We start from the raw sequence: 18,857 nt of genomic DNA on the forward strand, positions 1-18,857 counted from the left end.
TTATTAATCAAGGCACTTAGCTTTGCAGCTCTTCCCTTGATTTGTAGAGCTCAAGCGCTTCTGGGTTCGCTAAAGATTCAATATTTTTTACACTATCTCCATGGACGATATTGCGTACTGCCAATTCTACAATTTTTCCACTTTTGGTGCGCGGAATATCTGTCACTTGAAGGACTTTTGCAGGTACGTGACGAGGCGTGGTGTTACTTCGGATTTGCTTTTTGATCTTGTCGATTAACTCGTCGTCTAAGCTTAAGTCGCCCGTAAGTTTTACAAACAATACAACACGAACATCATCTTGCCAGTTTTGTCCTATAACAATAGATTCCTGAACTTCATCCAGTTTTTCAACTTGACGATAGATTTCAGCCGTTCCTATTCTGACACCGCCCGGGTTTAATACCGTATCTGAGCGACCGTAGAAAATTAATCCGCCGTTTTCGGTCTCGGTTACATAATCGCCATGACACCAGGTGTTTTCATAAGTAGCAAAATAAGCATCGAAATATTTTTTACCATCGGTATCATTCCAGAAGCCAATAGGCATACAAGGGAAAGGCTTGGCACAAACCAGCTCGCCTTTTTCATTGATGACGGGTTGGCCTTTGTCATCCCAGATTTCTACCTGCATGCCGAGACCCTTGCACTGAAGTTCTCCGCGGTAAACAGGTAACACAGCGCAACCGAGTGCAAAACAGGACACAATGTCAGTGCCACCTGATATGGATGATAAGCATACGTCAGTTTTCACTTTTTCATAAATATAGTCATAACTTTCAGGGGCTAATACAGAGCCCGTCGATAAAATGCTATTCAGGCTTTTAAGTGAATGAGAGCTTTTTAAATCGACATCATCTTTGCGCAATACATCGATATATTTTGCAGATGTGCCAAATACATTGATCTCTTCCTGATCGACATAATCCCATAGAATATTTTCATCAGGATAGAATGGTGAACCGTCATAAAGCATGAGAGTCGCACCTGTAGATAAAGCGCTAACTAGCCAGTTCCACATCATCCAGCCACAAGTAGTGAAGTAGAAGATCTTATCTTTTGGCTTCAGGTTAACGTGCAATAAATGTTCTTTTAAATGCTGGAGTAAAGTTCCGCCAACGCCATGTACAATACATTTTGGAACACCTGTCGTGCCTGAAGAGTACATAATGTAAAGGGGTTCGTTAAAACCAACGCGAGTGTATTCAAGCTCTGCATTCGCATGTGTTTCTAGAATATCAGGGTAATTAACAGCATTTTCTAATGTTGTTGAATCCGCATAGGGAATCGTGATTAACTGTTCAACAGAGGTTAGCTTTTCTGAAATCTCTTTCACCTTGTCCAGGCAGTTATGCGTTTTCCCATTATAGAAATAAGCATTAGCGGCAATAAATATCTTAGGTTCTACTTGTCCGAAGCGGTCTACTACACCTTGAACGCCAAAATCAGGTGAGCAAGACGTCCACACTCCACCTATGCTGGTTGTCGCCAGCATGCAAATCACCGTTTCTGGTACGTTTGGCATAAAGCCTGCGACCACATCACCTTGTTTAAGACCGATGCTTTTCAGGTATGCTGCCATGCTGGCAACTTGAGATTTTAGATTAGCGAAACTTAAGCTTCTTTTGACTTGATCTTCGCCCCAGAAAACAATCGCGGTTTGATCAGGGTCGTTGTTATTGCTTCGTTCAAAATTATTAAGAAGATTTTCAGCAAAATTTAACGAAGAATCAGAGAACCAGACAGCACCTGGCATTTTGTCTTTATTTTCAAGTACAAATTCGCCACGGTCTGCGATGACATGTGAGTAATCCCAAATTTGTGACCAGAAATTTTCCGGGTGTTGTATAGACCAGGCATGCAACTCTGCAAAATTTGTAACGGATGCCAGATAGTTTTTATTCACTAGCCCGATGAATTCTGTCACATTAGCGGAATCTACTGTGTCTTGACTAGGTGTCCATAGTGCTTTTTTACTTGTTGTCATTACCAATCTGGCCTCATTATTTCTATCGCTTGTTGATAGTTGGCAACAGCGATGTTTTCAGAAGCCAAGTAATTTACCATTTGTGAGATCAGTTCTGCATTGTTTTTTGCAATACTTCCGTTAGCTAGTTCACAATTGTTCTCAAAACCGAGTCTTATGTGGCCCCCTAATTTAGTCGCTAATTGTCCTGCAGGGTATTCATTAGGACCAAATGCACAAATCATCCAGCTTGATGCAGGTAGCTTGTCAGTAATTTCAGCGCTAAGTACGCCGTTGTCAAAAGACCCTTCAGGGGTTTCTTTACCGATGACTAAAAGAATAGGGTAAGCCTTTCCAGGAATGACTTTTCTTTTTACCCAATCGTAATACATGTTTAAATCATGGTCGTTATAGAGAATCAACTGGGGAAATGTGTCAGCTTCTCGCATTTTATGAAAATGATCGGTAATGATGTGTTCGTCTAAATCTCGTATCTCCCTGAGCCCAATCGATACCGCATTAGGTTTGAGTACGTGAATCATTTCAAATTGATGTTCGGCAGAGTAAATGCCAACGGCTTCAGAAGTAACTTGTATGAAGATATCAGGTTCTGCTTTTTGGATTTCTTGTATCGCTTCTTTGTAGGCACCGACAGATAGGCTGTGTCGATTGTTTTCATCTCTTACGTGTAAATGAATCATCGAAGCGCCAACCGCAGCACAATTTAGTGCTGTTTCAGATAGCTCTTCTGCATTTAACGGAATCTGCGGATGATCTGTTTTTAGTTTTCTTGCGCCATTCGGAGCAACCGCTATAAGTAGGGGGGTGTCTTTCATTTTATTGGTTCTAATTATTGAGATGTTTTGTCCGTTATGGGCTTAAGTTTAGGTTATTTCACAGAGAGAATCGCTTCTCTAACAGCCTTATTTAAGCGTTCGGCAATTTGAGCCACGTTTTCTTCATCGATAATAAAAGGAGGTGCGATGAGGATATGGTCCCCATTGACGCCATCTAGTGTTCCGCCCATTGGATAAACCATTAATAAATTTTCCATGGCTTTCTTTTTGATGTGTTTATGTAGCTTAAGTGCCGGGTCAAAAGGTTGTTTCGAAGCTTTGTCAGCAACTAATTCAACGCCTAAAAAGAGCCCTCGACCACGGATATCACCAATATGTTCACTCACTAAGGCATCTGTATCAAAGCTTTCTTTAAGGGCTTTTTTGAGATTAGACCCTTGTCGTTTGACATTATCCAGTAAATTTTGCTCTTGAATTTCTAATTGCGTGGCGTAGCCTGCGGCACACCCTGTAGGATGCCCAATATAAGTGTGACCATGCTGGAAGAAGCCAGTACCATTATCAATTGCATCAACAATTTTTTTGCTGATGAGCACAGCGCCAAGTGCCTGATAACCTGCCGCTATACCTTTTGCAATCGTTTGTAAGTCACCTTGCACGCCTTCTTGTTCACACGCATGCAATGTGCCTGTTCTGCCCATTCCGCACATAACTTCATCAAGAATTAAAAGCACATCATATTGATCGCAGATTTCCCGGATACGTTTAAAGTAACCTTCGGGTGGAGTTAATGCCCCAGCTGTTGCTCCTACGACTGTCTCTGCCACAAAGGCGGCTACATTCTCTTCGCCAAGGTCCAGGATCATGGTTTCTAATTCATTGGCAATACGTTGGCCATATTCGAAATTCGTTTCTGATTCTCGTTGCTCTCGATATTCATAACAGGCTGAAATATGATGGCCTTCAGCAAGTAGTGGATCAAAAGGTTTACGTCTCCATAGATTGCCGCCAATTGCTAATGCGCCTAGCGTATTACCATGATAGCTTTGCTTTCTGGCTATAAAATATTTTTTATCGGTTTTTCCTTTTTCCAGAAAATATTGTCTGGCGAGCTTCAATGAGGTTTCCACAGCTTCAGACCCACCAGAAACAAAATACACCTGAGAAAAATCACCTTCAGAATGTGCAATCAAGTGTTCGGCGAGTAATTCTTGAGAATCATTGGTGAAAAAACTGGTGTGTGCATAAGGCACAGCATTAATCTGATCGATTATTGCTTGTTTGACACGTTGATTGGAGTGTCCTAGGCAAGAAACTGCAGCACCACCGCAAGCATCAAGGTAGCGATTATTTTGCTTGTCTATTAAATAAACCCCTTCACCCTTTGCAATCGTCGACAGTTGGGGGTTGCTGGTTCGTTGCATGATGTTGGAATGCTTGTTCATGGTGATTTCCTGGTTAATACATCAGTTATTATCAGTAGAGAGTTTTTGACTATTACATTGTTTTTGCATTGATGAATTTGTCTAGATTAAATTTACACCGATTCCTATTGGGTGGATAATATAATTTTCTACGCTATCCATGCCTAAAAGTCATATATGATTTATCACCAATTGCCGCCATTAAATTCTGTCAAAGCCTTTGAGGCAGTCGTAAGAGAAGGTTCTATCAGTGAAGCGGCTAGAGTGTTGTTCGTTAGTCAGAGCGCCGTGAGTCGCCATATCGCCAAGCTGGAAGCCTTTTTGGATTGCAGGTTGTTTAAACGAGGTAAGTCAGGAAGCGTGCCTACTGAAGCGGGCAAAGAGTTTTATATTCACATTAGCCCTGCGTTGAATAGTATTCTGGAAGCGACTAATAAAATCCGTGCTACACAATCGGGTGTCAATATTATAAAAGTAAGTTCTCTATCGAGCTTTGCGTTGAAGTGGTTAGTGCCTCGTTTGAAACAGTTTCAAGAGGCTCATCCAGGCATTATTCTGGATTTGTCCATATCCGACGATCGTCCGGACTTTGAATATACCCAAATTGATTGTGCAATTGTTTCTGAAGTATCGCCTTTATTTGAAGAAGGTGACGATATGCTTTTTTCGGAACAGCTTATTGTAGTGGCTTCGCCGAGTATTCTGAGTGGGCAAACATTCAAAGACCCGACTGATATCAAAGCTTTCCCCTTAATTCACACCAAAACTCGAATAGAGTTATGGAAAGAGTGGTGCACTGAATTTGAGGTAGACAATACTCATGGATTATTTGCCGGATTAAATTTTCAGGATTTTTATATCTCGATCGCTGCTTGTATATCAGGTAACGGAATAGCGCTTGTTCCCTCATTTCTAGTTAGACAAGAGCTGGCAGATGGGAGTTTAGTGCAACCTGTTCCTCAAACTTTACTATCCGGGAAAAAATATAGATTCGTTACGCCGCAACTTAAGAGGCAAAATAAATCAGTGATAGCGCTCAGAGATTGGCTGATGCATGAAACAAAAAATGAAAATCTGTAAAAATTGATTAGCCTGCTCTGAAATACCAGGCTGGAATTATTTTTAGAAACATACTGACGGTTTAATATCGAATCAAATTTTTTTTCTCAGCTTTATTCATTGATATGTACTAAGTTTTTAGCTGAGGAGTGATTGATGTCTAAAACCAAAGTAAAGAAAACTAAGGGTAGTTGTCTGTGTGGGGAAGTGAAATATGAAATCGCCGGAAGTTTAGGTGTATTTCAATATTGTCACTGCTCGCGTTGCAGAAAATTCACTGGCAGTGCTTATGCAGCCAATATCATCGTTGCACCAGACCAGTTTAAGTGGATATCTGGTGAAGAGTTATTAGGCCGTTTTGAATTTCCCGAAGCAAGACATTTTGCCACATCCTTTTGTAGAAGCTGCGGCTCATCGTTACCGTGGAAGACAAATAGTGAGAAAGCAGTAGTGATACCCGCAGGTACCTTAGACGGTGATCCTGAATTGAGACCATTTCAAAATATTTATTATGGATCTAGAGCAGACTGGTACGAAGATGCCAGTGATCTCATTCGCTATGATGAGCTGCCCTTAAAGAAAAAGGGCTAGCTTAGTTTCATCTTTGCAAAAAATTTAATGCGGAAACTCTCGCGGATCATCGCGGTAACCATCTTTCAGTCCTTTAGTCACAATTGCAACCGCATCGTGTGGGTGTAAGCTTTCCATGTGATTCACGCGAATCCAGAAGTCTTCGAGGGTATTGTCAGATTCTAATGCTGCCTGGACACGTCTTGCCGCATCTTCACAAAACATCAGATTAGCCGCATTTAAGCGTGCAAATTCCTGCTCATCTTCACGTTTTACTGCTGCTTGCACAGGTGTTGATAGCGCATCTTCAATCTGATCAATCAAACGCGAGATTGGCATGTCTTTAACTTGATCTGTCAGTTTTACTCTGACTTGAGCAATGCTTCTTTGGCTATGTGGGGTCGCTGAAATGCCTTCTGTCGTGCCTAACCACTGGTGAACCTGACTGGCATCAATTTGACCGTTATTCCCAAACTTGGTTTGGAAACCTTGCTGAATAATATCGCGTGCTAGTGCCGCTGAGCATGGGCAGGTAGATGAATAAGGGACTTCAATGCTTAATTCGGTGGTTAATTCACCTTGGCGAAGTGAAGAAATTGCCCTTACCGGGTAACTTTTCCAGCCAGTATTATCGCTTTTTAGGGAGTCTCTGCGCTCAAAGAAGTTAAAGCGACACTCAAGATAAGCACTGTCACTCTTGCCATCTTGAGAGTTAGCAAACTGCTCTACAACGGTGTGTAGAAGATCTGGAGTGATTGTGTGGTCACTTAGGATCTGGTCAACCGCTAAATATAAGCGCGACATATGAATGCCTTTGCTCTCTGGGTCGATCAAATTCACATACGCCTGTACACTGGCAACTGTCTGAATTTCTTTGCCTTTTCCGGTTAACATGTGCACGGGCAATTCTATCTCACTCATGCCCACCCAATTTAATGTGGCATTAGGTCCAGAATGTGGTTCATTCGTAACATCCGGTAAATTGCAGCTGTTGTCGTTACAGCCTTCGCTTGCACTCATGGCAAATCCATATATATGATAAAACAGACGCGCGATTATACAGAAACCTACGCACAATAGAATAGATACCCTATTACTGTTGTTAGAATGCAATAATCCCTGCATACATAGCTATATATAGCCATGCACAGTGAGTTGGGGTGTTTAGATTAACTATAATTAATTTTTTCCTGGGTGCTTATAGGTGTAATATATTCATCAATCATTATTAAAAAACAATTCAAAATAGAACACAGATATGAGCGTAGATACCCTTCCAGAAGAAGTTCAAAGTGTAAGTTGTTACGATGCTTTTAGTAAAGTGCGTAAGCATCTGCAAACCAAAATAATTGGGCAGACTTTATTAGTGGATCGATTGTTGATTGCACTATTGGCCGATGGGCACTTACTCGTTGAAGGGGCTCCGGGCTTAGCTAAAACAACAGCAATCAAAGAGCTATCTGCTGTATTAGAGGGGGATTTCCATCGTTTGCAGTTTACCCCTGACCTTTTGCCCGGTGACTTGACAGGTAGTGATGTCTATCGACCAGAAACAGGCGAATTCGTGTTCCAGAAAGGCCCTTTATTTCATAATCTGGTTTTAGCCGATGAAATCAATCGTGCGCCTGCAAAAGTACAGTCAGCATTATTAGAAGCGATGGGTGAGCATCAGATTACAGTGGGTGGAACAACCTATAAATTACCTAGACCTTTTCTGGTGATGGCAACTCAAAACCCGATTGAGCAAGAAGGAACTTATCCTTTACCAGAAGCACAATTAGACCGCTTCCTGATGCATGTTTTCATCGATTACCCCGATGCTAAATCAGAAAAATTAATACTCGAACTGGCGCGTCAACAAGCACGACAAGAATATAAAAAAGTCGCTAAAACCTCATTCAATTTGAGTAAGGCGGATGTTGAGGAAGCTCAACAAGCTGTGTTATCTATTCACATGGCAGAGCCTGTTCAAGAGTATCTGGTTCAGTTGATTCTTGCGAGTCGCAAACCAGCGGCTTATAGTCAGGAATTAGCACGCTGGATTAGTTACGGTGGAAGTCCACGTGCGACTATCTCCTTAGATCGATGTGCGCGTGCGCATGCGTGGCTACAAGGTCGTGATTATGTTTCACCTGAAGATGTTCAGGCAGTGGCTTATGATGTATTACGTCATCGCTTACTTATTTCATACGAAGCCGAAGCCGAGGGTATTACTGCTGATAACGTTATTGAGGAACTGATTCAGCAAGTACCGGTCTCATAACTATGAGTATGCTTAAGCGCTGGTTTCAAGGTCTGAAACGTTCTGAAACAGAGCCCGTTGAGATCGCGCCTGTAGGCACAGGAACGCATATTACTGCCAAAGAACTGATTAGTTTACAGCAACAGGCACATAAACTGGACATGAGTCGTCGAAGTTTCGCGCGATCATCAACCACCGGAACACATCACTCTTCATTTCGCGGTCGTGGAATGGATTATCAAGAATCCAGAATCTATCAGGCGGGAGATGATATCCGCAATATGGATTGGCGTGTGACTGCGCGTGCTGGTCAGCCACATACAAAGTTGTACCAAGAAGAACGAGAACGTCCAGTAGTGCTGTTGGTAGATTTTAATCCCGGCATGTTTTTTGGCTCGATCAAATCTTTAAAGTCGGTAGTTGCTGCTAAAGCAGCGACCCTGATTGCCTGGTCTGTCGCTTCTCGTGGAGATAGAATTGGTGCATTAATCATCAATTCCAGTCATCACGAATTACCGCCAAAAACAGGTAAGCGCGGTGTTTTGCAGCTCATTCGTGAATTGGTAATACATAGCGATCCAGTGCAAGGTTTGGCAACAGAGCAAAGTCACACCAGTTTGAATGACGAACTTAAACGCTTAAGGCGAATTGCTCGTCCCGGTTCGCTGGTTTTTTTGATCAGTGACTTTTACGATATCGATCAGGATACTGCGAATCATATTCAGTTTATTTCGCGCCATAGCGATATTCAGGTGATCCAGATTGTAGATCCTTTGGAAATGGTTCCACCGCCACCCGCTCGTTATGTAATGACTAACGGAGAAGACACGGGAGTGTTAAACACTCGAACGAAAAAAGGCAGAGATGATTTTCGTGAATTTATCAATCAGCACCATCAGGATATTCAGCAGCTCACGCGCAAATATAATATTCCACTGATTCAGCTATCAACTGCGGATGATGTGTTACTGGAACTACAGCGCAATTTTGGCAACAGCAAAAGAAGATCGCCGATAAGCACATCTATTAATACACAAAATGATTCGCAGAATAAGACAGCAGAAAAACCGCCTAAAAGTAGGGGGGTGACCTCCACTAAATCCTCCAACGCATCAATTAGTAATAAGGTTGCGTAAATGGATCCTCAAGAAGCTTTACAACTGAAAGATATTCATCTTCCTGGGAGTCCAGATTTCTGGCCTCCGGCAATCGGTTGGTGGTTATTATTAACGATTATCTTTTTAGCGTTATTCTGGATATTTACGGTTTTAAAAAAACGAAAACGTTTAAGAAAAAGACGAAGAGAATTACTTGAAACGTTAAGAGATCTGGAAGACAAGTTGAGAAAAGATCCAAGCAGCGAAGCACTGGCTGAGGTGAATATTTTATTGCGCCAACTAGCCGTTAATTATTATCCTCGTTCAGAGATAGCGAGTCTTACGGGTGGCGATTGGCTGCATTTTCTGGATCAGTCTGGGGAAACGCATGGATTCAGTCGAGGGGCAGGTCGAGTATTGATCGAAGCGCCTTATCAAACAGGCAAAGTCCAAAATTTCAATATCGATGAATTTATTCCTCTGGTAAGACATTGGGTCAAAAAAACGGCTCAAAGTGGGGGGGTGTCATTTGATTAATATGTTATCAAATATTGAATTCGCATCATTGTGGGTTTTCTGGTTATTACCATTGCCTTTAATCGCGCGATTTCTATTGCCGGCGGCACCGGTAAATAGCACTGCTGCTCTCAGGGTTCCGTTTTATAAGCATTTATCACCCAATCTACAAGCGAGTAAAAAAGGGCCGTCATGGTTGCGAGTGTTTCTGGCTGTTATTTGCTGGATACTTTTAGTCACCGCAGCTGCGAGACCACAGTTAGTTGGCGATACAGTACGTCAGCCTGTAACAGGACGCAGTTTGATGATGTCTGTAGATATTTCGATGTCGATGGATGAACCAGATATGATTATTTCTGGCAGACGAATGACGCGAATTTCTGCCGTAAAAGCGGTGGCCAGCGACTTTATTCAGAATCGTGAAGGTGACCGAATTGGTCTCATTTTGTTTGGCAGTCAGGCATATTTACAAGCGCCATTAACTTTTGATCGAAAGACCGTTTCAACACTACTCGAAGAATCCTTTCTGGGTTTGGCAGGAAGAGCTACTGCGATTGGCGATGCGATCGGTCTTGCGGTTAAACGATTAAGAAATGAAGATGAAAAAAATCGAGTACTTATTCTTCTTACGGATGGTGCAAACACCGCAGGAAATGTAGAACCACTTAAAGCTGCTGATTTGGCAGCTCAGGAAAAAGTGAAAATTTACACCATCGGTGTAGGTTCAATGAGAAGTCGAGATCTGGATGAGCCAACGCTTCAAGCCATAGCAGAAAAGACGGGTGGCAAATATTTTAGAGCGCATGATGTTGAAGGTTTACTGAAAATCTACAAGGCATTAGACGAGATAGAGCCAGTATCAAAAGATGAATTGAGTTACCGTCCAGTGGAAGAGCTTTTTTACTATCCTCTGGCAATCGCATTAGGATTAAGCAGTTTAATTGTCTTGTTTAGTAGCAGTTTTATGGGTGGTTTAATCGCACCATTGCTGGCTTTATTACCCGGGTTTAGAAAGAGAAAATCTGTGCAATCTTCTGTGAAGCGAAGGGAAGTGAGCTGATGCTAGAACAGTTCCATTTTACTCAACCACTTTGGCTATTCGCACTGATTCCACTATTGCTTTTATTGCGACTATGTTTTAACGCTGCCTCGTCCTCAAAGACCTGGGATAAAATTATTGATCCCAATCTGCTGCCGGTTTTACTCCAAGGTAAGCAATCGGGGTCTGGAAGATTTGCCAAATCATTGCTCGCCCTAGGCTGGATGATTGCTGTCGTTGCACTCGCCGATCCGGTTTGGGAGAAAATACCCCGTCCTATTTTTCAAACCAATGCTGCCAGAGTCATAGTGCTGGATTTATCAAACTCGATGTTGGTCGATGACCTCAAACCCAATCGTTTAGCTAGAGCAAAATTTAAAATAGAAGACATTCTTTCTATGGATGAAGAAGGCCAGACAGGGCTGGTACTTTTTGCTGGTGATGCGTTTACAGCGTCGCCACTTACACGTGATGTTGAAACGATTCGTTCTTTGTTAAAAATATTAACGCCGCAGTTAATGCCAGCACAGGGTAGTCGTGCTGATTTAGGTTTGGTAAAGGCTCACGAACTGTTCAAGCAATCGGGAATCGCAAATGGTCACGTGTTGTTGATTGCTGATGGTGTAAGTAAAAGCGCGGCTGCGATAGATGCTGTAAAAGATCTTAAAAAGGATGGCCACACAATCTCTGTATTAGGCGTTGGGACTGAGGCAGGCGGTGAATTGAGATTTAGAAATAATCAGAATGTATCAGTAAAGCTGGAAGCGGATAAACTCGCTGAAATAGCTAAACAAGGTGGCGGCAAGTACCATTTGATAAGCACTAGTAGTGCTGATTTGTCTCAAGTCTTAATCGCACATGAAGCAGGCAATGACGCCACAGAAAATACTTTACAAGAACAAGATATTAACAATGAGGAATGGTATTCAACCGGTCCGTTAATAATATTGTTATTGCTACCTTTAGCGGCATTAGCCTTTCGACGTGGTTGGTTACTGAATATTGCATTTGTGGCGATAAGTGGGGGGGTGTTATTACAACCTCAGCCAGTCATGGCTTTCAGTCTGGATGACCTGTGGACGACCTTGTCTCAGAATAAAGAGCAACAGGCAGATGCTGCGCTTCGAACTCAGCAATATGAAAAAGCAAGCAAACTGAGTCAGGAGCCATTGCGCCGAGGAACGGCCGATTACAAGCAAGGTAAGTTTGAAGATGCGCTAAAGAGCTTTAAAAAAGCAGAGGGTGCTGATGCGCGTTATAACGAAGGTAATTCACTCGCTAAGTTAAAAAAGTATGAAGAGGCGATTAAATCCTACGAACAAGCACTCTCGTTAAATCCAGATATGGAAGATGCAAAGGAAAATAAAAAAGCCATTGAAGACTTATTGAAAAAGCAAAAAGAGCAGAACCACTCTGAAAATGAATCTAAGCAGGATTCAAAAGAGAATCAGCAAGAAAATTCTGACAGCGATTCTAAGTCTAAAGATAAAAAAGATCAGCAGAACTCAGAGGGTAAAGAAGGCGAGAACAAAGGTGAGCAAGGCGAAGAATCATCGGACAAAAGCCAGAGTGGTGAAGATCAACAGGAAAGCAAACAAAAGTCGGATAAACCGAGCGAAGATGGCAAACAAAAAGGGAATGAAAAAAATCAGTTCTCAGATGCCAATAAAGCGTTAGACGAAAAACAAGATAAAGAGGAACAAACTCCAGATTCGGAAAGTAAGCAACAAGACAATGCTGACAATGAGAAAAAATCCGAGCAAGAAGGCAATCAATCAGGCGAGAAAAAAGATGAGCAAATGAGCGCTGATCAGGACGCTAAAAAAGATGGAGAGCAATCCACTCCAGAGGAAGCTGAATCACTTGCAGAACAAGAAAAGGCTCAAAAAGAACTCGGTGAAGAAGCTAAGCAAGCTGTTTTAAAACAAACAGGTGAGAAAAAAGCGGATGACCTCACAGAAGAAGAAAAAATGGCGGCGGAGCAATGGTTAAGGCGTATCCCCGATGATCCCGGTGGATTGTTAAGAAGAAAGTTTAGAAGTCAGTATCAACAGCGTAGAGGAAACGCCGATAATTCGGAGCAACCTTGGTAATGAACTTGGCCATGAAATTTAGAATATTCATAAAATCACTTTTACTAGCTTTAGTGGTGGTAGTTTTAATTCCTGCTCATGCAGCGGTAAAAGCCACTTTGAATCAGTCTACAGTATTTGAGGGTGATCCGATCACCCTGATTATTCAGAGTGACCAGAATGATAATGCTCAGCCTGATTTAAGCTCGCTTCAACAAGATTTTGAGGTGCAAGGCAGCAGTACCAGTTCTCAGATCAATATTCTCAATGGCACTCGTAGTTTCAAGAAAACCTGGACCATTGAGTTGATGCCAAAGTCTGTGGGTAAGCTGGAGATTCCAGAGATTACCGTTGGCAATGAAAAAACCAATTCCCTGACTGTCACCATTGCTAATCTACCACCAGAAGTTGCGGCAGAAACCAGTAAACATATTTTTGTAGAATCTTCAGTTGATCTGGATAATGAAGAGACCTATGTCCAACAGCAGATTCCCTACACGGTAAAGCTTTATTATGATTCTGCGATGCAGACCGGTGAAGTCTTTTCGCCGCAAATCAAAAATGCCAATATCAGGGCATTAGGCAATGATAAAAAATATCAGGTGGTGCGTGCGGGTAAGAAGTATGTCGTCGTAGAAAAGCGCTTTGTAATATCGCCAGAAAAAAGTGGCGTGTTGCATATTCCACCAACCATTGTTAGAGGCCGCATCGCGCTCTCAGGCGGAGACTCTCCAAACCTCAGAAAACGCATGGATGAGACTGATATGCTCAATCAGTTTTTTGGTGGGCAAAACAAGAATCCATTCTTTAATACGCCATTTGATGAGTTTTTTGGGCGTCGTTCAATAGGCCCGAGTCGTCCGTTTAGTATTAGCGGCGAAGCAATGGATGTAAACGTATTACCCGTTCCGGAAAGCTTTAAAGGTGCCGCGTGGTTACCTGCTGAAGAATTGATCATGACTGATAGCTGGACCGAAGCTCCTCCTGAACTAAAAGTAGGCGAACCCGTTACCAGAAAATTAATACTGCAAGCGAAAGGTCTTGCAAGTTCGCAGATACCGGATATCAATATCTCAAAGCCTGAGGGGATGAAGGTTTATACCGATCAAGCTAAATCTGAAACGCCCAACGACGGTAGTACGATTTATGGTATTCGCCAAATTGATATCAATTACATTCCCAGCAAAGCAGGCAAAGTGATTATTCCGGAGATTAATGTCGATTGGTGGGATGTGAATAACAAAGAGCAGAAGACGTTTACTCTGCCAGAATGGAATTTAAACGTCACTGGAAATCCGATAGCTGCGATTGAAAATAATAACCCACTACCAGCTGTAACTAAAAACACCGATACAACGAATAGCATTTCTGATCAGATCGAAACGATTAAGATGCCGATGTCCTGGGGCTGGAAAACGCTGGTATTATTATTCCTTGGCATTGGGGTAATACTGTTTGTCATGTTTGGTTTTAAACAGCGTAGAAAAAAGACTAAAAATTCAGCCGTGAAGCCTCAAAAAGCAGTTCAATTAGTCGATATGGAAGCGTTAAAAAATGCGCTTGCAGAAGCTTGCAAATCGAATGATAAACATATGGCTGCAAGGACATTGCTTAAGTTAGTTAGGGCGCAATGGAATGATCAATTAATACAGAACCTGGGTATTCTTGCGCAAGAATTAGGTAATGGAAGTGAAGTGATAGAAGAGTTAGAAAAAAGCTTGTATTCGGCGGATTCGAGCGACTGGGATGGAAATGAGTTGGAAAAATTAGTTACTCAGGGATTCTATAGAAAGTCTGTGCCTTTACCTCAAAAACAAAATGGTTTGGAGCCTTTGTATCCTGTTTAGTTTTTTGTTTAATCTAATTCAATTAGGTGATGTTTTAATAAAAAGTGCCTAGCTCTGCATAAATTCTATTTACGTTTTTTAAAAACAAAAACGGAATATCATTTAAAAGTAGGGGGGTGACCTTTTAGATATAACGTTTTACATTTTAAAAGATTAAAGCTCTTTGCAATGTATAAAGGCCCATCGCGATAACTAATAAGCCCGCACCTATTCTAACGGCGGGTAGTTTTACCCATCTGGATAATCGAGCGGCAATAACACCCATCGCGAGTAAATTAGGTAATGTGCCTAAGCCAAAAAACAACATGATTAAAGCGCCCTCTAATGCGCTACCTGCTGATAATGTCCAGATCAGTGCCGTGTACACTAAGCCACAGGGTAACCATCCCCAGATAAAGCCTAACGGCACTGCTTGCCTAAAATTGGTGACAGGGATAAACCGTTTACCAATCGGTTGCAGATGCTTCCAGAATTTTTGGCCGATGATTTCAATTTTGGCGAGGCCGCTCCAGAATCCTGCCAGATATAAACCTAAAGCCACCATAAACACAGCGGCGATGGTTGCGAGTACTTTTTGAGCTGTTTGTAAGCCGGTTAATTCAATAAGAGATGAGCCGATAAAAGCAACGATTGCCCCGGCAAGGGTGTAACTGGTGATGCGGCCAAAGTTGTAGCCGAGTGAAATGATAAATGCAGATTTTTGTGAGGCGTTATTATTGCCTACATTGCCTAAGCTGAGGGCTCCGACAATACCCCCACACATGCCAAAACAGTGAACGCCACCCAGCAACCCAGTAATAAAAGCAACCAGGTACTGGGAGTGGTTTAGCCATTCTGGCATGTATGGCTAGGATTAATTGATGGTTTGGCGTGGCATGTAATGCCCAGCTTCATAGTCTTCGAAGATGTCATCCACCATAGGGTGCTCAACTTCCATATTCGAAGAATCTGTATAAATATTCTGTTCTGAAACGTAAGCCATGGAGCCTTCTTCGTCGACAAGAATATGGTACCAAGGTGCATCTTTTGAAGGTTGGTTGGTTGTGTATTGATCGTACCAATCATCAGAACCCTGGAAATCGGCATCGACGTCTACGATGACCCCACGGAATTTCTGATTTCTATGAATGATTACATCACCAATATTGAATCCTGCTGTTGTTAATATGCTCATGTCATGCCCCTGTTGTTGATGTGTTATTAATCTACCGTTATGTGTACAGTTTTTTTGTTGGTTTAATCTAATCTCACAACTACTTACACAGTTAGTTATTAATACTAACGTATGGTTCTTTTATTTGGTTTCAAGTAGGCCTTATGTAAATGCCTAAGGAACCTTTTCTTATAAATTGATTATCAACTAATTGTAATTATTTTTAGAGAGATCATTGTTTGCATAATTCTAGCGTTATGTCTGTTCGACACTCTCTCTTAAGCATTTTAACGCATTTAGCCTGCGTTTATAAAGCTCTTCCTTGATTTTTTCTCCACTATAGCCTTCTTTGATTATTTCTTGTACGTCCACATCAGCGGCAGTTTTGCGGGCTAAACTAAAAAAAGGAGCTTGTTGATAGTCATAGTCTTCATAGCCTGGGCGGCCATGACTATCTGCAGTACAGGCGAGTAAAAATTGTTCGAAGCGCTCTGGTCTGCGAAATGCATCCGTGTTATTCAGCACTTTCAGTAATGTTTTAGCTTTTACTTCAAAGGCTCTATGTACATGTGTGTGATAGCGTGATGTTATCTCTGCTAACTGCCTGAACTCATTTGGTATGCGGTAACGCTCACAAAGTTCTTTAACTAAGTAAAAGCCTCTTTCTTCATGATCATAGTGATGTGGCAATATATCTTTGGGTGTTGTGCCTTTGCCTAAGTCGTGTGTCAATGCAGCAAACCGAACCACGGGATCATCACTAAGAATGCATGATTGTTGCAGAACCATCATCGTATGAACCCCAGTGTCAATTTCTGGATGATGCTCCACAGGTTGAGGCACACCAAAAAGTCGGTCAATTTCCGGGAATAAAACCTTAAGTGCGCCACATTCTCTCAAGACTTCAATAAAAACGTCTGGGGAAGGTTCGGCTAATGCCCTCACAGTTTCTTGCCAGACACGCTCGGCAACCAAAGAATCTACTTCGCCTTCTTTTACCATTTCACTCATGAGTTTCATGGTTTCGTCAGCAACGGTGAATCCCAGTGTTGAAAAGCGTGCAGCAAAGCGAGCTATTCTGAGTATTCTTACAGGATCTTCCTTAAAAGCGGGAGAAACATGCCGAAGTATTTTATTTTCAATGTCAGCCAAACCATTTACATAATCAATGACTTTGCCGTTTTCATCTTCAACCAAGGCATTGATGGTTAAGTCTCGTCTTAAAATATCATCTTCTAGGGTGACGTTTTTATCAGCGTGGAATTGAAAGCCAGTATAACCGGCTGCTGTTTTTCTTTCGGTACGTGCAAGGGCGTATTCTTCAGCTGTTTTGGGGTGCAAAAAAACAGGGAAGTCTTTGCCTACAGGAGTAAAATTTTGCTCTATCATTTCTTCTGGGCTCGAGCCGACAACAACCCAGTCACGATCTTTGACGGGAAGTCCTAATAATTTGTCTCTTACGGCGCCGCCGACTAAATAGGTGTTCATAACGAAATTATACCCGAAAAAATTAACTCGCCTCACGATGTTTATTTAGGGTGATTTTTTAATTGCCTAAGTACTAATACCTATTAAGTAATTCTCACGTTGTTTTAAATTGACTGTCAGAGTTTATTGTGATTTTATTGATAAATCCCCTAGGATTTGTGGGTAATCTCCATTTCAATGAACAAAGCTTTGTAAAAGCTGATATACCCTTTGTCAATTACCATGAGTTCTTAGATAAACTATCTATTGAAAATAATAAGGAGCATAAAACTATGGCGCATATTGTTGTGTTAGGAGCTGGAACAGGTGGAATGCCAGCAGCTTACGAATTAAAAGATGAGTTAGGTGAAGGCCATGAAATAACTCTCATTAACGAAAGAGATTATTTTCAGTTTACACCTTCAAATCCATGGGTAGGAGTAGGTTGGCGAACGAGAAACGATATCACCTTCTCTATTGAAAAATATGTAAGTAAAAAAGGCATCAAATTTATCGCAGGTCGAGTGGATAAAATTGATGCTGCAAATAGCGCAGTAACGATGGAAGGTGGCGATACCATTAATTATGACTACATAATTATTGCGACTGGCCCGAAATTATACTTTGACGAAGTTGAAGGCAGTGGTCCAAAAGGGTTTACTCATTCTGTATGTACCGTTGACCACGCTGAAGCATTTTATGTGGACTACCAAAAGCAAATCGAAAAAGGTAGCGGTCATATTATTGTTGGTGCGATGCCATTCGCAAGTTGTTTTGGTCCCGCTTATGAGTTTGCCTTAATTGTAGATACAGATTTACGTAAGCGTAAAATTCGCGATAAATTTAATATTACGATGGTTACATCTGAGCCTTATATCGGTCATTTAGGTCTTGGTGGTGTTGGAGATTCTAAAGGTATGCTTGAGTCTGAATTAAGAAGCAAGCACATTAAATGGGTAGTTAACGCTAAGACGACTAAGGTTGAAGAAGGCAAAATGTTCGTTGAAGAACTTGATGCCAAAGGTGAGATTTACGAGAACCATGAGATTGATTTTGATCTCGCCATGATGCTTCCATCATTCTTCGGTGTTGATGCAGTTGCAGCTGTTGAAGGTCTTTGTAATCCACGTGGTTTTGTTATGGTTGATGAGTTCCATCGTAACCCAACGTATCAGAATATTTATTCAGCGGGTGTATGTATTGCTATTCCTCCTGTTGAATCGACGCCAGTGCCAACAGGCGCACCTAAGACGGGATATATGATTGAGTCTATGGTGACTTCTGCCGTACACAATATTAAGGCATCTTTAGAAGGTAAAGAGCCTTACGCGAAAGGTACATGGACGGCATTATGTTTAGCTGACATGGGTGATACTGGTGCTGCATTCCTTGCTATACCTCAAATACCACCACGTAATGTGGCTTGGTTTAAGAAAGGTAAGTGGGTACATCTAGCGAAGATCGCATTTGAGAAATACTTCATCCGTAAAATGAAGAAGGGTAGTTCAGAGCCTTTCTATGAGAAGTCTGTACTTAAAATGATGGGAGTTACGCGTTTAAAGTAACTAATTCAAACAACGAAAAGTTGTTAAATGTACAAAACTTATCCTA

16 protein-coding genes are annotated in these 18,857 nt (G+C 41.7%); 9 read left to right on the plus strand and 7 right to left on the minus strand.

Annotated elements, in window-relative coordinates; translation table 11 throughout:
* Positions 1-16: 16 nt before the first annotated feature.
* From Q1A31_RS10895 to Q1A31_RS10905, 3 genes are read right to left on the minus strand one after another with little or no spacing between them, the layout of a single operon-like run.
* A complete protein-coding gene (locus Q1A31_RS10895; protein WP_299876243.1) occupies positions 17-1,984 on the minus strand; it encodes an acetoacetate--CoA ligase in 1,968 nt (655 codons plus the stop codon).
* Positions 1,984-2,799: a 3-keto-5-aminohexanoate cleavage protein gene (locus Q1A31_RS10900; RefSeq protein ID WP_299876245.1), complete on the minus strand. Its 816-nt coding sequence runs from the start codon at positions 2,797-2,799 to the stop codon at positions 1,984-1,986. The genes Q1A31_RS10895 and Q1A31_RS10900 overlap by 1 nt, the downstream gene beginning before the upstream one ends.
* 53 nt (positions 2,800-2,852) lie before the next feature.
* Positions 2,853-4,205 (minus strand): aspartate aminotransferase family protein, encoded by a 1,353-nt coding sequence (locus tag Q1A31_RS10905; RefSeq protein WP_299876247.1) that lies wholly within the window; start codon positions 4,203-4,205, stop codon positions 2,853-2,855.
* A 156-nt stretch (positions 4,206-4,361) separates the two neighbouring features.
* Here Q1A31_RS10905 and Q1A31_RS10910 point away from each other — a divergent pair, with 156 nt between their 5' ends.
* Both Q1A31_RS10910 and Q1A31_RS10915 read left to right on the plus strand, forming a co-directional pair.
* Positions 4,362-5,264, plus strand: a complete 903-nt coding sequence (locus Q1A31_RS10910; RefSeq protein WP_299876248.1) for a LysR substrate-binding domain-containing protein — start codon at positions 4,362-4,364, stop codon at positions 5,262-5,264.
* A gap of 135 nt (positions 5,265-5,399) precedes the next feature.
* Complete coding sequence (locus Q1A31_RS10915) at positions 5,400-5,834, plus strand: GFA family protein (RefSeq protein WP_299876250.1); 435 nt, start codon at positions 5,400-5,402, stop codon at positions 5,832-5,834.
* Positions 5,835-5,858: 24 nt separating this feature from the next.
* Here the strand turns inward: Q1A31_RS10915 and folE2 are convergent, their stop codons facing one another.
* The gene (gene folE2 / locus Q1A31_RS10920) at positions 5,859-6,833 is read right to left on the minus strand and encodes a GTP cyclohydrolase FolE2 (RefSeq protein WP_299876252.1); all 975 of its coding nucleotides are present in this window, start codon (positions 6,831-6,833) and stop codon (positions 5,859-5,861) included.
* Positions 6,834-7,071: 238 nt separating this feature from the next.
* Here folE2 and Q1A31_RS10925 point away from each other — a divergent pair, with 238 nt between their 5' ends.
* Genes Q1A31_RS10925 through Q1A31_RS10950 form a run of 6 tightly spaced genes read left to right on the plus strand, consistent with a single transcriptional unit; the run spans position 7,072 to position 14,626 of the window.
* Positions 7,072-8,076 carry a MoxR family ATPase gene (locus tag Q1A31_RS10925; protein ID WP_299876254.1) on the plus strand — a complete coding sequence of 335 codons (1,005 nt, stop codon included), beginning with the start codon at positions 7,072-7,074 and terminating at the stop codon, positions 8,074-8,076.
* A 2-nt stretch (positions 8,077-8,078) separates the two neighbouring features.
* Positions 8,079-9,191, plus strand: a complete 1,113-nt coding sequence (locus Q1A31_RS10930; RefSeq protein WP_299876256.1) for a DUF58 domain-containing protein — start codon at positions 8,079-8,081, stop codon at positions 9,189-9,191.
* Positions 9,192-9,689, plus strand: coding sequence for a DUF4381 domain-containing protein (locus tag Q1A31_RS10935; RefSeq protein ID WP_299876257.1), 498 nt, complete (start codon positions 9,192-9,194; stop codon positions 9,687-9,689). It abuts the gene before it with no gap.
* A 1-nt stretch (position 9,690) separates the two neighbouring features.
* Complete coding sequence (locus tag Q1A31_RS10940; protein WP_299876259.1) at positions 9,691-10,728, plus strand: VWA domain-containing protein; 1,038 nt, start codon at positions 9,691-9,693, stop codon at positions 10,726-10,728.
* On the plus strand, positions 10,728-12,800 hold the full coding sequence (locus Q1A31_RS10945; RefSeq protein ID WP_299876260.1) for a VWA domain-containing protein: 2,073 nt from the start codon (positions 10,728-10,730) through the stop codon (positions 12,798-12,800). The genes Q1A31_RS10940 and Q1A31_RS10945 overlap by 1 nt, the downstream gene beginning before the upstream one ends.
* A gap of 11 nt (positions 12,801-12,811) precedes the next feature.
* The gene (locus Q1A31_RS10950) at positions 12,812-14,626 is read left to right on the plus strand and encodes a BatD family protein (RefSeq protein ID WP_299876262.1); all 1,815 of its coding nucleotides are present in this window, start codon (positions 12,812-12,814) and stop codon (positions 14,624-14,626) included.
* Positions 14,627-14,771: 145 nt separating this feature from the next.
* On the opposite strand, the gene Q1A31_RS10955 is transcribed toward Q1A31_RS10950, so the two are convergent.
* The 3 genes from Q1A31_RS10955 to Q1A31_RS10965 all read right to left on the minus strand — a co-directional run bounded on the left by Q1A31_RS10955 (position 14,772) and on the right by Q1A31_RS10965 (position 17,267).
* The gene (locus tag Q1A31_RS10955; protein WP_299876264.1) at positions 14,772-15,467 is read right to left on the minus strand and encodes a sulfite exporter TauE/SafE family protein; all 696 of its coding nucleotides are present in this window, start codon (positions 15,465-15,467) and stop codon (positions 14,772-14,774) included.
* A 12-nt stretch (positions 15,468-15,479) separates the two neighbouring features.
* Positions 15,480-15,800, minus strand: coding sequence for a heat shock protein HspQ (hspQ, locus tag Q1A31_RS10960; protein ID WP_299876266.1), 321 nt, complete (start codon positions 15,798-15,800; stop codon positions 15,480-15,482).
* A gap of 234 nt (positions 15,801-16,034) precedes the next feature.
* The gene (locus Q1A31_RS10965) at positions 16,035-17,267 is read right to left on the minus strand and encodes a multifunctional CCA addition/repair protein (RefSeq protein WP_299876268.1); all 1,233 of its coding nucleotides are present in this window, start codon (positions 17,265-17,267) and stop codon (positions 16,035-16,037) included.
* 272 nt (positions 17,268-17,539) lie between these two features.
* Here Q1A31_RS10965 and Q1A31_RS10970 point away from each other — a divergent pair, with 272 nt between their 5' ends.
* Positions 17,540-18,811, plus strand: a complete 1,272-nt coding sequence (locus tag Q1A31_RS10970; protein ID WP_299876270.1) for an NAD(P)/FAD-dependent oxidoreductase — start codon at positions 17,540-17,542, stop codon at positions 18,809-18,811.
* Positions 18,812-18,857 lie beyond the last annotated feature (46 nt).

This window comes from uncultured Cocleimonas sp., assembly GCF_947495625.1.
Classification (GTDB): domain Bacteria; phylum Pseudomonadota; class Gammaproteobacteria; order Thiotrichales; family Thiotrichaceae; genus Cocleimonas.